The organism is Pseudomonas sp. Marseille-QA0892 (genome assembly GCF_054950135.1).
This window is the reverse complement of the sequence record NZ_CM143104.1, coordinates 3,787,954-3,802,084: the sequence shown is the minus strand read 5'-3', so window position 1 is coordinate 3,802,084 and position 14,131 is coordinate 3,787,954. Positions and strand designations below refer to the sequence as shown.

Here is a 14,131-nt window from a genome sequence, read left to right as displayed (position 1 = left end):
GATACCCCCGGGGGGCAATCGTTCACCGGCTGCCAACGTGTATGGGCAGTGGCGCTTTATCGGCATTCATAAAAAAGGCCCGTATCCAACGATACAGGCCTTTTCACTAGCCGGATGCTTTAGCGATTACGCGTTAGCAGGGCTGGTTTTTCGGTGCGTTTGCGCTCCGTGGAAAGCGTATCGAGCTGCTCGAGCGACGGCAGGCGTTCGCCCTTGCGGACGATCAGCGGCTGACGCTGGGGGCGTTCCTGGGGCTGCGCCTCGCGTGCAAACGTGTCACGCATTGGCGTATCCGCACGGCGTTGGCCGCGACCCTGCCCATTGCCGCCACCGTTACGCGACGACGGGTTGCGGGGCTTGGACTTTCCACCACGTGGTGCACCGGTGCCCGCGCCTGCGTTGGGGCCTGCATTGTTGCGACCACCTGCGGCAGGACGACCGCTCGCGCCGTTGCGGCCGGGCTTCGGGCCGCCTCGACCCTGGCGCCCCGTGTTCTGGTTCGGGCTGACATAGTCGGCGCGGTTGCCGAAATTGTCGTACTCGTCATCCAGAAACTCTTCCGGGTCCCGGTTCGCTGGAGCCGATGCAGCCTTGGGGGCCTTCGGTGCGACAGCAGCATCGCTACCTTCGGCGCCTTTGCCGCGACGACGGTTGCGGCGGCGGCGCGAGCGCTCCGGCTTGTTCTCGTCCGTTGTGGCTCCAGCTTCGGCTGGCTGCGCGCGTTGTTCGGGTGTAGCGGCTTTCTTGGGCTGACGCGGCTTACGCTCGCCACGCGGTTGCCGTGGTTCGCGAGGCTCGCGCTGTTCGGGCGCCTCGACTTCCAGCTTGCTGACGTCGAAGCCCTGCATGTCGCCAGCGGGGATCTGCTGGCGGGTCAGGCGCTCGATGGCCTTGAGCAGTTTCTCTTCATCCGGCGCGACAAGCGAGATGGCTTCACCGCTGCGACCGGCACGGCCGGTACGACCGATACGGTGGACATAGTCTTCCTCGACATTGGGCAGCTCGAAGTTGACGACGTGGGGCAGTTGATCGATGTCCAGGCCACGCGCGGCGATGTCGGTCGCCACGAGTACGCGAATGCTGTTGACCTTGAAGTCGGCCAGCGCCTTGGTGCGAGCGTTCTGGCTCTTGTTGCCGTGGATGGCGGCTGCGGGCAGGCTTTGCTTGTTCAGGTACTCGGCCAGACGGTTTGCGCCGTGCTTGGTACGGGTGAACACCAGCACCTGTTCCCAGGCGCCCATGGTGACCAGGTGAGCGAGCAGGGCGCGCTTCTGGTTGGCCGGCAGGCGGAAGACCCGCTGCTCGATACGCTCGACCGTGGTATTCGGTGGCGTCACTTCGATGCGCTCGGGCTCGTGCAGCAGCTTGTTCGCGAGGTCGGTGATGTCCTTCGAGAACGTTGCCGAGAACAGCAGGTTCTGGCGCTTGGCTGGAAGCTTCGCCAGGACCTTCTTCACGTCGTGAATGAAGCCCATGTCGAGCATCCGGTCGGCTTCGTCGAGCACGAGTACTTCGACGCCGGACAGGTCGACTGCATTTTGCCCAACAAGGTCGAGCAGGCGGCCTGGGCAGGCGACGAGTACGTCGAGGCCCTTGGCGATCGCCTTGATCTGGGGATTCATGCCAACACCGCCAAAGATGCAGGCGCTGTGCAGGGGCAGGTCCCGTGCATAAAGCTTGAAGCTGTCATGGACCTGCGCAGCAAGCTCACGTGTGGGCGTCAACACGAGAACTCGCGGTTGTCTTTCGGTATACGAATGCGTGGCGGAAGGTGCACCGCCCGGGAAAAGGCGTTCCAGCACTGGAAGGGCGAAACCGCCGGTCTTGCCGGTACCCGTCTGGGCAGCAACCATCAGGTCGCGGCCTTGCAACACGGCGGGAACGGCCCGCTGTTGCACCGGAGTGGGTTCGGTGTAGCCCGCGGCCTCGACGGCGCGGACCAAAGCCTCGGAGAGACCGAGGGATGCGAAGGACATGGGCAATCCTGTCTTATGTATGGGCGAAGCCCAATAGGGATAGAAGCCTGGCTTGAATCGCACGCTGAGGGTGCGATCCCGTCCGGTCCTGCGGGCTGAAGGAGCCGGCATCCGGACGCAAGTCTGGCGGAAGTGCGGAGTATATCCAAAGATATCCCGCAGTCATACGACTGCAGGATTACACGGCAGTTCGTTTAACGCAAAACCTTTTGTGGTCTAGTACTCCGACCCGACCAACACCTCTTCACCCAGCGAGCCGTTGACGGGCATCGGCCTGTTGGTGGAGTTGTGTGCCCGCATCACGCGAATGGGTCGGGCTCCGGCATTGAGGGCCGAGCGAACGTCCGAGTCGGAGTCCCCATAGTAGATGGCGAGATGGGTCTCGCGGATCGCGGCGGTCTTGTCCGAGCTGCCCGTGAAGACGACCGGGTGCATGTCGGTGATGGCGAACGCCTTCTGCACCAGTTCGGTGACCTGCTCATCCGTCGTTTCCGGCCGTGCCGTGATGAAGTACAGGCTGTCCCCGCGCGCCTGGTGGAGGCTGATCAGCTGGCGCGCGACGTCCTTTGGCATCGAGTAGCGGTCGCATCCGGCGTTGAGTTCCTGCCAGAAGGCGTCATTACGCAGGTAGTCATTGGTGCCAGGCGAATACTTTTGCTTCCCGTAGTAGAAACACGGGCTTGAAAACAGGACGGTGTCATCGATATCGAAGCCGACGGCCATGGGTGGCTGGTCGGTAAGGCTCGCTTCCAGTGCCATCATGTCGATCCAGCGAATCTCGGGTTCCTGGACAGGCAAGGCCTGGGCCCAGCTCCCCGCGCTGGCGAATGAGAGAGCGATATAGATCAGCAGTCGAGGCAACGCACGTACGCGCATGGGGACGTTCCTGTCAGTAAGCACGGGATACGCTAGTGCCGATCCAGTTGGCACCGGCACAAGCAGCGGCCGACCATGAAAGCTGACAGATGTGACAGTTTGCAGAACACCCTTGATCGAAGTTGCCTATAGGCCCGCAGACACTCAAGGCGTCGCCTCTTCCGGTCTTTGAGAAGGCCGTTCGACCTGTTGCGAGTGAATTCATTCTGTCATGTACGCATAACCAAAGCGTCATATCACGCTGGCACCGTGATCCTGCCTTTCGGGACAGGAATGCTAAAGATCGCTCGTTCCGAAGGCAGATGAGCCCGCACAAGCGGGTCGCTGCGACTGCTGGAGAGCTGCCATGCGTGCCTGGGATGAACCAAAGAAGAAACGCGTCCACATCGAAATCATTCCGATGATCGACGTGATGATGTTCCTGCTGGTGTTTTTCGTCTTGATCAGCCTGAACGTCATCCCGGCCCTGGGAATCAAGACGCAGCTGCCGAGCGCAGCGACCGCCCAACAATTGAAGCCGCAGAACAAAGCCATCATTACGCTCGGTACGGAAGATCGTTTGCAGCTCGACGGCGCAGACGTTCAGCAGGACGTGTTAGTCGACCGACTCAAGGGCCTTGAGCAGAACGGCGAAAAGCTGGTTGTCATTCTCAACAGTGACGAAGGCGTCGAAGTTAGACGGCTTGTGGCTGTCATGGACCTGCTGAAGGGCAGTGGGTTTTCCTCCGTTTCAATTGCCACCCGCAAGCTCTGAACGTCATGAGCTTCCTGCTTCGTTCCCGAAAAGTAGTCGCTTGCGTGCCCGCGGTGTGCCTGCTCGCGGTCGCCATACAAAGCGCGATGAAAACGGATCTGAAGATCGATCCGCGCTACGACGAGAGTACCGTCGAGATTGCGTTGCTCGATCCCGAGGATCTGCTCCCACCGGAGCCCGAGCCGGAGATTGTCCCTGAGCCTGAGCCTGAGCCTGAGCCTGAGCCAGAGCCTGAGCCAGAGCCCGAACCAGAGCCTGAGCCAGAGCCCGAACCAGAGCCGGAACCACCGCCGCCTGAGCCTGATCCGGAGCCGATCGTTGAGCTTCCGGAACCGCCGAAACCTCAGCCAGAACCACCCAAACCTAAACCCGAGCCCGTCAAGCCGGTAGCGCCTAAGCCTGTGCCGCCGAAACCGGCTCCGCCCAAACCCGCGCCGCCCAAGCCGCAGCCGGCACCTGCGCCAGCGTCACCTCCAGTGGCGAAGCCGGCAGAGCCGGTAAAGGCACCCCCGGCGGCGCCGAAGCCCAAGGTCGACGGCGCGGCCACGGAAGCCCGGTACCTGACGGCGTTGCGAGCGGAACTGGACAAGTACAAGCAGTACCCGCGAGGGCGGGAAGCGTCCCTTCAGCGGCCAACAGGAAATGTCGTCGTTTGGCTGCTCGTGGACAGAAGTGGCCGTGTTCTGGACTCCGGCATCGAGACCAAGGCCAAGAACATGCTGCTCACCCGTGCGGCGCAAACCAGTCTGCGACGCATCGAGCGCGTAGCGCCCTTCCCGGCGGAGGCCTTTGCAGGCAGCGACCGGTACCGGTTCAGTGCGACGTTCGTTTACAGCCTGGAAGACATTTAGAGATCTGCCTTCACTAAATCCAAGAGGAAACTGGCGACATGACGCTTAACAGGATGTTCGTAATGCTGCTGGCCGCCGGTTGCGGCAGCTGGACGGCTGCAGGGCTTGCGCAGGAAACCGCCGATGTCGGGAATGTGAACGTCACCGGCCAGACGCTAGGCAATGGCCGGATGGTCCACGAAGAAGCGCCGCGGGCGCGGTCGACCGTGACCAAGGAAGCGCTGGAAAAGATGAACCCTACCGGCAACGGTATCGACAAGCTTCGCTATACGCCTGGGATCAACGTCTCAAGCGATGACGCGTCCGGGTTGTCCGGTTTCAACTTCACCATGCGCGGTATGAGCGCAAACCAGATCGGCATGACCATGGACGGCATCCCCATCAACGACTCGGGCAGTTATGAGTCCTACCCGAACCTCTTGGGCGATGCGGAAAACCTGCAGGAAATCTTCGTTACCCAAGGCGGGTCCGACATCGACGCGCCAAACATCGGCGCAAGCGGCGGGAGTATCGGTCTAGTTTCAATGCGCCCGACCGAGGATTTTGGCGTCTTCGCAAAGCAGACGCTTGGCAGCAACAGCCTGAGCAAGACCTTCGTACGGTTGAACACAGGCGAGCACAATGGCCTGAGCAACTACATTTCGGCGTCGAAGACGCAGAGCGACAAGTGGAAAGGCAAGGGCGATCTGGATGCGGAAAAGGTCGAACTGAACAGCTTGTTCAAGTTTGGCGAAGCCAACAGCATCAATGGCATTTTCAAGTATCACAAGCAGGAAAATTACAACTACACCTCTGCCAGTAAAGAACAATTCTCAGCCAATCACCGTTTCGATTACCCGGATGCGCCAGCGTTCGGTACGTTCGATGGGCAACCTGTCCTTTCAGCTGCAAGTTACAAGACCTCAAGAAACCCGTTCGAGAATTTCTCAGCAGCCATAACGAGTCGTTTCCAGCTGCGGGACGATCTTCAGCTCACGGTAGCCCCGTATTACTACTGGGCGAGTGGTGGCAGCTACGGGGCCCCGAATAACGCCGCATCGCTCAATAGCGGTACTTCCAACGCCGGTGGCGTGTACGACCTGGGCAACCTGAATTCTTTCAACGGTTATAGGGGCGACGGCAATCCGGTCAGCGGTTATTACTACCGGCCGTCCTGGACCGAGACGTGGCGTCCCGGTATCAATACCCGCCTGAGCTGGAATCTGAACGACGAGCATACAGTCGACGTGGGTTACTGGTACGAGCGTGCCCGTCAGCGCCAGACACAGCCGTTCATACCGCTTAAGGCCGATGCGGCGCCTGTTGAACTCTGGGCTGATTACCATGGTTCCGATCAGGTTCGTGATGCCAATGGCGCCGTTGTGCAGGGGCGTAACTACTTTACGGTCACGCCAGTGCACAAGCTGTTCATCCAGGATACGTGGTACGCCACGCCGGATCTGACGCTGACTGGTGGTCTGGCTTATCAGCATACCGAGCGCAAGGGCAACAATCGTGGGAGCCTCTACGACGCGCCGGTGAAGCGAAGCAAGGATTACAACGAACTTCTGCCCAGCTTCAGCGCCCGTTACCAGCTCAACCCTGATCAGCAGGTGTTCTATAGCCTGAGCCGGAACATGCGGACCCCGCCGAACTATGCCCTGTACAACGGGGGCGATTCACTCAGCCTCGATCCGGAGATGACCTGGAACCATGAGTTGGGCTGGCGCTTCAATGGTGAGGACATGGCGCTCAGCGCGACCCTGTTCTACCTCAAGTACACCAACCGCCAGGTCTCGAGCCGGAACCTGGACGGCCAATACGAGATGTTGAACGTCGGTAGCGTGGAGAACCGGGGTGTGGAGTTGGAGTGGAGCGGGCTGCTGCCTCACAACTTCAACTATTACGCCTCCTACACGTACACCGAAGCCGAACAACAGAATGACACCCTCTATTCGGGTGTAAACCTACCCACCAAGGGCAAACAGATCACGGGCGTTCCCAAGAACCTGTTCAACCTGAGCCTGGGCTACGACAACGGCCGTTATTACGGAAATGTCGTCGGCAAGTTCGTCGACAACCAGTTCGGCGACCTCACCAACGACGAGTCCATTCCGCACTACACACTGGTTGACCTAAATCTGGGCTATCGCCTGCCCGTGTCCGGCGATCTGATGAAGAGCGCCACGGTCCGCCTTTCGGTGAACAACCTGTTCGACCGCGAGTATCTGTCCGGGGTAAGAACCATTCAGTTCAATTCGCAGCGCTATGACGGCCCAGGCGGCGCCTTTGCCAGTGCCAGCACACCGTACTACACCATCGGCGAAGAGCGCACGGTCGCCGTATCGCTTGAAGCATCTTTCTGAGCCTGAGGGGCCGGCCTGCCGGCCCCGTTTCTTCGCGTTCGACGAGGTTGACCCATGAACATGGACCTGCTGCACGACATCACCTTCTTCATCATGTATGCCGCTGCTGCGGTAGCTGCCTTCGTGGTGATCGAGCGTGCCATTTTCTTCGGCTACACCCTGCGCAATGCGCGCGCCCTGGAGGCCGCCATGCACCGCCGCGTTCGCTCGGTAGAGGAGTTACCCGAGGCCGTGCGCAAGCGCGATAGCCTGCCGCTTTCTCTGGTTGGTCAGCTGCTCGACGGCCGCAAGCACGTGACGTCGCACAATGAACTGGAGGACCTGGGGCAGGCGATCTACATTTCGATGCGGGGCAAGCTGGCCCATGGGCTGTGGATTCTGGAAACCGTCGTGGCGGGCGCCCCGTTGCTGGGCCTGCTCGGGACGATTCTGGGCATTATCGATACGTTCAAGGCGTTGGCGGATGCGGGCGTCTCCGACCCAGGCGAAGTATCCCGCGGCATCGGTACGGCGCTTTATGCGACCGGCCTCGGTATCGCGATCGCCCTGGTGGGCTTGGTCTGCAATAGCCATCTCCAGGATCGACTGGAGCTGATCAATGATTATCTGAAGATGCTGGTGCTGCGCGCCGGCATGGGGGCCACCTCAAACGCGCCAGTGGCGGCATCGACCGCGCCGGGTGCACTGCAACCCTCGCACTGACAAGGACGACCGACGCCATGCCGCATCTCCGCCCGTTGAGCCGCCTGACGCTGCTCGCCGCTGTCCTCCTTGCTGGCTGCAGCCAGCACCGGACCCACGAGCCTGTCGAGGTCAACATCGTCGCGCTCAATGATTTCCATGGCTACATCGAGTCCGGCAACCTGACCTACCTCGACGCGAGTGGTCAGCCGCAGAAAATGAAGGCCGGTGGGATCGCCGCCATCAGCGGCTTGCTGGCCGAAATGCGGAAACAGGACCCTGAGCTGTTGTTCGTAGGCGTCGGCGATCTCGTAGGCGGCAGCCCGCCGATTTCATCCATGTGGGCGGACGAGCCTTCGCTTCGCGCCATGGACATGATGGGCATGCGCCTATCAGCCGTGGGCAACCACGAGCTGGACATGGGCCGAGCCGAGTTCATGCGGCAAATCGAAGGCGGCTGCGATTCGCCGCGCCCGGACAAGGCGTGCCAATTCGAACCCAACTATGCCGGCATCAAGTTCCCGTACCTCGCCGCCAACCTGGTGGACAGCCAGACGGGCAAGCCGCTCTTTCCGGCCTATCACGTCGAGCAAGTGCACGGCGTCAAGGTTGGGTTCGTCGGTGCCGTGCTTGAAAGCGTCGACACCATGGTCTCGCGGGACGCAATGACCGGCATGAGAACGCTCGACGAAGCCGAGGCCATCAATGCCCAGGTCCCAGCGCTGCTGGCACAGGGCGTTCAGGCGATCGTTGCGGTCGTCCATCAGGGCGGAACAACGCCGGAAACAACCGAGCAGCCGCCGTGTACCGACCTGCGCGGCGAGATCGCCACTATCGCCCAGCGGCTGGACCCGCACATCAAGGTACTGCTCAGCGCTCACAGCCATCAACGCTACCTGTGCCAGGTGGGTGATGTACTGGTTACCCAGGCCGGCGCCCACGGCCGATTGATGACACACGTGAAGCTTCTCGTGGATCCGAATGGCGAACAGCTCCTCGCGGTCGAAGCGGAAAACGTGGTGGTGGATCCGGCACGCTATCCCGCTGACCCAGCGGTAGCAGCCTTGGCCGAGAAGGTCGCGGAGCGTAGCCAGGCCATGTTACGCAAGCCGGTGGCGCGTCTGGGCGCGACCGAAGTCAGTCGGCAGGTGAACGCTGATGGCGAATCCCCAATGGGCAATCTCATAGCCGACGCTCAACTCGCCGCGACACAGCCGCTTGGGGCGCAGGTCGCATTCATGAATGCGGGCGGCATACGGGACGGGATCGTACTTGAGCCAGGACAGCGCGAGGTTACGTACGCGCAAGTGGCTGGAATACAGCCGTTCAACAATGGGCTGACGCTCGTCACGCTTACCGGCAAGCAATTGCGCGCATTGCTCGAGCAGCAATGGCGCGGAGATAGCTTCAATCCGCTGCAACCATCGGCCAGCCTTCGCTATCGCTGGGATCCGGCACGTCCGGAAGGGCAGCGTGTCATGCCTGGAAGCGTCATGCTGAACGGCGCGCCGATACGCGACGATGCCTCCTACCGCGTCACTGTGAACTCCTTCATGGCCGATGGGGGCGACGGTCTCACGGTCCTTACCGAGGGAAGCAATCGTCTGGATACGGGACTGAATGACCTGGAAGCATTGATCACCTACCTTCAGGCGAGTGATCAGGCCGGGAAACCGGCGGGCCGCGCCCAGGCGGATGGACGTATACGCCGTGTAAGCGGCACGGCGAGCGGGACGCGCTGAAGTGCTCGGCCTGCCTCAGGCGACTCATGACGAAATGGTGAGCGTGGCGAAATCGGCTGCAGCGCGGGCCTGGTGCCCGCACTCGGCCTTCCCGGTCGGCGCGGCCTTGCTGGTGGATGATGGTCGCATCGTCGCCGGGTGCAATGTCGAGAATGCATCCTTCGGGCTGACCAATTGCGCGGAACGCAGCGCGTTGTTTTCAGCGCTCAGTCAGGGCGTCGACCGAACAGCGCTGCGCGCCATGCTGGTGTACGCGCCAAATGTCCCGGTCATCTCGCCCTGCGGGGCGTGCCGCCAGGTGATGGCCGAACTCATGCATCCCCACTGTCCGGTGTACTGTCTTGGGTATGACCCGACGGCCAGCCGGCGATGGTCGGTGACGGATTTGCTCCCCGGGGCTTTTCACCTGCCAGGCTGACCAACGCCATACGTATGGAGTCGTCGAATGGGCTGTATCGGCGTTGTGGTGCTATTGCTGCTTGCCATGGCACTGTCCAGGGATCTTCGGGCCATCCGGTTGCGGACCGTCATCGGCGCGTTCGTGCTTCAGGCGGCGCTCGGGCTCTTCGTGCTTTATGTCCCCTGGGGCCAGCGCGTCTTAGGTGGGTTGTCCGCTTCGGTGGCGTGCCTGCAGGACTACGGGCGGGAGGGCATCGCCTTTCTGTTCGGCGGTCTGGCCGGTGACCACATGTATGAAGTCTTCGGGGGTGGCGGCTTCGTTTTCGCGATTCAAGTGCTGCCCCTGATCGTGTTCTTCAGTGCCTTCATCGCCGTGCTCTATTACCTGCACATCATGACCTGGCTTATACGGGTGATCGGCGGAGCACTGCGCGGATTGCTCGGAACCAGCCGAACCGAGTCCATGGCAGCTGCGGCGAACATTTTCGTCGGGCAAAGCGAAGCACCGATGGTCATCCGGCCCTACCTGCCGACGCTTACCCGCTCGGAACTCTTCGCCGTGATGGTCGGCGGTATGGCCTCGGTCGCCGGGTCGACCTTGATCGGCTATGCCAGCCTGGGCATCGAGCTCAAGTACCTGATCGCTGCGAGCTTCATGGCTGCGCCCGGTGGGCTGCTGATGGCGAAGTTGATCGAGCCGGAGACCGAGCGCCCCAGTGAACCCGGCGAAGCGGTCTCAGCCGGGCTGGCCGACAAACCGGCGAATGTGCTCGACGCCGCTGCATTGGGCGCGTCGAGTGGCTTGCAGTTGGCGCTTAACATCGGGGCCATGCTGCTGGTGTTCATTGCGTTGATTGCGCTCGTGAATGGTGTGTTGGCATGGGCTGGAGCCTGGGCCGGTTACCCTGACCTCAGTATGCAGCGGCTGTTGGGGTATGTGTTTGCCCCGTTGGCCTTCGTGATCGGCGTGCCGTGGGAGGAGGCGATTCTGGCGGGCGGGTTCATCGGTGAAAAACTGGTCCTTAATGAATTCGTCGCCTTCGTGGACTTCGCATCCGCCACCCAGGCGGCGGCAGGCAGTACCGACGCAGCGGCGCTTTCAGCAGGGGCTCAGGTCATCATCACGTTCGCACTTTGCGGATTCGCCAACCTGGCGTCGATCGGCATCATGCTCGGTGGTCTGGGCGGCATGGCACCCTCGAGGCGCCCAGATGTGGCGCGCCTTGGCCTGAAAGCGGTTGCGGCCGGTACGTTATCGAACTTGATGAGCGCAGCGCTTGCCGGCCTGTTCATTTCGTTGTAACGCCGAGATGCTTTTGCGGCGGCACTCGCCGTGTGGTCGGTAGCCAGCGAGCTCCCTTTGCGCGGCGCGTGACGCCATCGAGGGCAAGCGCGTCTTCTGAGCGTACCGACGATGCGGTGCGTTGCGGTATTGCAGCGTAGACATGCGTACGGTGGGATAGGCAGGCAGTCACTCAAGCGGGCGCCAGGGGCAGGATATGGCAAATCACAAGATTGAGATTCGTCGCAAGAATGTCGAAAAGATCCTGCTCGCCGCCGAGCGTGTCTTTGCCGAGCAGGGCTATGCCGGTACTTCCATGGCGGACATTGCCGCTCATGTCGGCCTTCCTCGCTCGAACCTTCACTACTACTTCACCACGAAGGAAGAGCTGTACCGTGAAGTGCTGGTCAACCTGCTGGCGCTCTGGGAGAAGGAAGGCGCCTGCTTTCATTACTTCGATGACCCGGGCGTCGTGCTGACCAGTTATATTCGGGAGAAGATGAATCATTCCCGGACCCGACCCTACGGCTCGCGGTTATGGGCCGGCGAGATGATGCACGGCGCGCCGCTCTTCCATGATCGACTCGATGAAAATCTGGGTGCAGGCGCGAAAACAAAGATCGCCAAGATCCGCCAGTGGGTGGAGGACAAGCGCATTCTGCCGGTTGAGCCCTCGGCCTTGCTCTACATGATCTGGGCGTCTACCCAGCATTACGCGGACTTTGAACACCAGGTCACGTCCTTGAATGACGGCCACCCGCTTTCGGACGAGCAGTTCGAGCACTCTGTACAAACCGTGACGGCGGTCATTTTGCGCGGAATCGGGCTGGCGCCCTGATGAAGGAGCGCTTCGACCGACGTTTTGTCGATCGGTCGAAGCAAGCCGAGGCGCTTATCGGCCCAGGCTGAGATTGTTGCAGATGGCCAGACAGGGGTCGGCCTGGTTGAGTGTGTAGAAGTGCAGACCCGGGACGCCGCCCTGGATCAGTCGCTCACACATCTCGGTGATGACCTGCTCGCCAAACGCCTGGATGCTCGCGATATCGTCGCCATAGGCTTCGAGCTGCTTGCGCAGCCAGCGGGGGATCTCGGCACCGCATGCATCGGAGAAGCGCGCCAACTTGCTGTAGTTCGTGATGGGCATGATCCCAGGCAGGATCGGAATGTCCACGCCTGCCTTGTGTACCCGCTCAGCGAAGTAGAAGTAGCTGTCGGCGTTGAAGAAGTACTGTGTGATCGCGCTGTCGGCGCCGGCCTGGGCCTTCTTGATGAAGTTCGCCAGGTCATGCTCGAAGCTGCGCGCCTGCGGGTGCGTTTCCGGGTAGGCGGCTACTTCGATATGGAAGTGATCGCCAGTGGATTCGCGAATGAAGGCGACCAGCTCGTTCGCATAACGCAGTTCACCGCTGGACAGGCCCATGCCGGACGGCAGGTCGCCACGCAGGGCGACGATACGGCGGATGCCCTTGCTCCGATACAGCTCCAGCAATTCCAACAGTTCGGCCTTGCTGTCGCCTACGCAGGAGAGGTGAGGGGCCGTCGGGACGCTCACCTCACCGTCAAGTTGCAGCACGGTATTGAGCGTGCGGTCTCGGGTCGAGCCGCCCGCACCATAGGTGCAGGAAAAGAATTCGGGGCCGCGCTCGGCCAACTGGCGCGCGACGCCCATCAGCTTTTCATGCCCGGCCTCGGTCTTGGTCGGGAAGAACTCGAAGCTGATCGGCGGATTGTTCGATGTCATGTGCATTTACCACGCATATCGGCTGCGCATGCCGGGCGGATGAACCTGCCCGGCGTGCGTCGGCCGCGATTAGTACCGGTAGCTGTCAGGCTTGAACGGGCCTTCGACTTCAACGCCGATGTAGCGAGCCTGCTCGGGTGTCATGCGAGTGAGCACGCCACCGAAGCCTTTCACCATCTCGGCGGCTACTTCCTCGTCGAGCTTCTTCGGCAGAACCATGACGGTGACGTTGGCTGTCTTCTCGGCAACGGGCAGGTCGGCGAACTTCTCCTGGAACAGGTGGATCTGCGCGAGCACCTGGTTGGCAAAGGAGCCGTCCATGATTCGGCTCGGGTGGCCCGTGGCGTTGCCAAGGTTCACCAGGCGGCCCTCGGCGAGCAGGATGAGGTAATCGTCGTTCGACGGGTCGAAGTTGTCCTTGCCGGTGCGGTGGATCTTGTGGACCTGCGGCTTGACCTCTTCCCAGTGCCAGTTCTTGCGGGTGTAGGCCGTATCGATCTCGTTGTCGAAGTGACCGATGTTGCACACGACCGCACGCTTTTTCAGGGCTTTCAGCATGCCGGCGTCGCACACGTTCGCATTGCCGGTAGTGGTGACGATGAGGTCGATCTTGCCGAGCAGTGCGGTATCGATGCACGCGTCGGTACCGTCATTGATGCCGTCCTTGTAGGGCGAAACCAGCTCGTAGCCGTCCATGCAGGCCTGCATGGCACAGATCGGGTCGACTTCGGATACCTTGACGATCATGCCTTCCTGACGCAGCGAGGCAGCCGAGCCCTTGCCCACGTCGCCGTAGCCAATGACCAGCGCCTGCTTGCCGGACAACAGGTGGTCGGTAGCACGCTTGATTGCATCGTTCAGGCTGTGACGGCAGCCGTACTTGTTGTCGTTCTTGCTCTTGGTGACCGAGTCGTTGACGTTGATGGCAGGCACCTTCAGCGTGCCGCCGCGCAGCATTTCCTGCAGGCGGTGAACGCCGGTGGTGGTCTCTTCGGTGATGCCGTGGATGCGGTCGAGCATTTGCGGGTACTTGTCATGCACGATCTGGGTGAGGTCACCGCCGTCGTCCAGGATCATGTTCGCATCCCAGGGCTGGCCGTCCTTGAGGATGGTCTGCTCGATACACCATTCGTACTCTTCCTCGGTCTCGCCTTTCCAGGCGAAGACAGGGATGCCGGCAGCGGCGATGGCTGCGGCGGCCTGATCCTGGGTAGAGAAGATATTGCAGCTCGACCAGCGCACTTCGGCGCCCAGCGCGACCAGTGTCTCGATGAGAACGGCGGTCTGGATGGTCATGTGGATACAGCCGAGAATCTTCGCGCCCCTGAGGGGCTGCTCGCCCGCGTATTTGCGGCGCAGACCCATCAGTGCCGGCATTTCGGATTCGGCGATGATGATCTCGCGGCGGCCCCAGTCGGCCAGGGAGATGTCGGCGACTTTAAAGTCGTTGAATTCGGCAGGCGTGATGACAGCGCTCATGCAAT

The 14,131-nt window shown here is 61.4% G+C and carries 12 protein-coding genes; 8 read left to right on the top strand and 4 right to left on the bottom strand.

Annotated elements, in window-relative coordinates:
- Positions 1-119: 119 nt before the first annotated feature.
- Positions 120-1,976: a DEAD/DEAH box helicase gene (locus ACY8D3_RS17700; protein ID WP_462380124.1), complete on the bottom strand. Its 1,857-nt coding sequence runs from the start codon at positions 1,974-1,976 to the stop codon at positions 120-122.
- 216 nt (positions 1,977-2,192) lie between these two features.
- Entirely contained in the window at positions 2,193-2,852 is a 660-nt protein-coding gene (gene aphA, locus ACY8D3_RS17695) for an acid phosphatase AphA (protein WP_462380123.1), read from the bottom strand.
- A gap of 346 nt (positions 2,853-3,198) precedes the next feature.
- On the opposite strand from aphA, the gene ACY8D3_RS17690 reads away from it, so the two are divergent.
- From ACY8D3_RS17690 to ACY8D3_RS17655, 8 genes are all read left to right on the top strand, one after another.
- Positions 3,199-3,606, top strand: a complete 408-nt coding sequence (locus tag ACY8D3_RS17690; RefSeq protein WP_462380122.1) for an ExbD/TolR family protein — start codon at positions 3,199-3,201, stop codon at positions 3,604-3,606.
- Between the two features lie 5 nt (positions 3,607-3,611).
- Entirely contained in the window at positions 3,612-4,457 is an 846-nt protein-coding gene (locus ACY8D3_RS17685) for an energy transducer TonB family protein (RefSeq protein WP_462380121.1), read from the top strand.
- 38 nt (positions 4,458-4,495) lie between these two features.
- Entirely contained in the window at positions 4,496-6,802 is a 2,307-nt protein-coding gene (locus ACY8D3_RS17680; protein ID WP_462380120.1) for a TonB-dependent receptor family protein, read from the top strand.
- 54 nt (positions 6,803-6,856) lie between these two features.
- Positions 6,857-7,504, top strand: a complete 648-nt coding sequence (locus ACY8D3_RS17675) for a MotA/TolQ/ExbB proton channel family protein (RefSeq protein WP_462380119.1) — start codon at positions 6,857-6,859, stop codon at positions 7,502-7,504.
- 17 nt (positions 7,505-7,521) lie between these two features.
- A complete protein-coding gene (locus tag ACY8D3_RS17670) occupies positions 7,522-9,225 on the top strand; it encodes a bifunctional metallophosphatase/5'-nucleotidase (RefSeq protein ID WP_462380118.1) in 1,704 nt (567 codons plus the stop codon).
- A 1-nt stretch (position 9,226) separates the two neighbouring features.
- Positions 9,227-9,643, top strand: a complete 417-nt coding sequence (locus ACY8D3_RS17665; protein WP_462380117.1) for a cytidine deaminase — start codon at positions 9,227-9,229, stop codon at positions 9,641-9,643.
- 27 nt (positions 9,644-9,670) lie between these two features.
- The gene (locus tag ACY8D3_RS17660) at positions 9,671-10,927 is read left to right on the top strand and encodes a NupC/NupG family nucleoside CNT transporter (RefSeq protein WP_462380116.1); all 1,257 of its coding nucleotides are present in this window, start codon (positions 9,671-9,673) and stop codon (positions 10,925-10,927) included.
- 196 nt (positions 10,928-11,123) lie between these two features.
- Positions 11,124-11,744 carry a TetR family transcriptional regulator C-terminal domain-containing protein gene (locus ACY8D3_RS17655; protein WP_462380115.1) on the top strand — a complete coding sequence of 207 codons (621 nt, stop codon included), beginning with the start codon at positions 11,124-11,126 and terminating at the stop codon, positions 11,742-11,744.
- 54 nt (positions 11,745-11,798) lie between these two features.
- Here the strand turns inward: ACY8D3_RS17655 and metF are convergent, their stop codons facing one another.
- Entirely contained in the window at positions 11,799-12,647 is an 849-nt protein-coding gene (gene metF, locus ACY8D3_RS17650; RefSeq protein ID WP_462380114.1) for a methylenetetrahydrofolate reductase [NAD(P)H], read from the bottom strand.
- 69 nt (positions 12,648-12,716) lie between these two features.
- Positions 12,717-14,126 carry an adenosylhomocysteinase gene (gene ahcY, locus ACY8D3_RS17645; protein WP_462380113.1) on the bottom strand — a complete coding sequence of 470 codons (1,410 nt, stop codon included), beginning with the start codon at positions 14,124-14,126 and terminating at the stop codon, positions 12,717-12,719.
- Positions 14,127-14,131 lie beyond the last annotated feature (5 nt).

Bases quoted from the DNA above. Each gene is read 5' to 3' on its own strand.
- ACY8D3_RS17675 (WP_462380119.1), top strand. From the start codon at position 6,857: ATGAACATGGACCTGCTGCACGACATCACCTTCTTCATCATGTATGCC.
- aphA (WP_462380123.1), bottom strand. From the start codon at position 2,852: ATGCGCGTACGTGCGTTGCCTCGACTGCTGATCTATATCGCTCTCTCA.
- ahcY (WP_462380113.1), bottom strand. From the start codon at position 14,126: ATGAGCGCTGTCATCACGCCTGCCGAATTCAACGACTTTAAAGTCGCC.
- ACY8D3_RS17655 (WP_462380115.1), top strand. From the start codon at position 11,124: ATGGCAAATCACAAGATTGAGATTCGTCGCAAGAATGTCGAAAAGATC.
- ACY8D3_RS17690 (WP_462380122.1), top strand. From the start codon at position 3,199: ATGCGTGCCTGGGATGAACCAAAGAAGAAACGCGTCCACATCGAAATC.
- ACY8D3_RS17700 (WP_462380124.1), bottom strand. From the start codon at position 1,976: ATGTCCTTCGCATCCCTCGGTCTCTCCGAGGCTTTGGTCCGCGCCGTC.
- metF (WP_462380114.1), bottom strand. From the start codon at position 12,647: ATGACATCGAACAATCCGCCGATCAGCTTCGAGTTCTTCCCGACCAAG.
- ACY8D3_RS17685 (WP_462380121.1), top strand. From the start codon at position 3,612: ATGAGCTTCCTGCTTCGTTCCCGAAAAGTAGTCGCTTGCGTGCCCGCG.
- ACY8D3_RS17670 (WP_462380118.1), top strand. From the start codon at position 7,522: ATGCCGCATCTCCGCCCGTTGAGCCGCCTGACGCTGCTCGCCGCTGTC.
- ACY8D3_RS17660 (WP_462380116.1), top strand. From the start codon at position 9,671: ATGGGCTGTATCGGCGTTGTGGTGCTATTGCTGCTTGCCATGGCACTG.
- ACY8D3_RS17680 (WP_462380120.1), top strand. From the start codon at position 4,496: ATGACGCTTAACAGGATGTTCGTAATGCTGCTGGCCGCCGGTTGCGGC.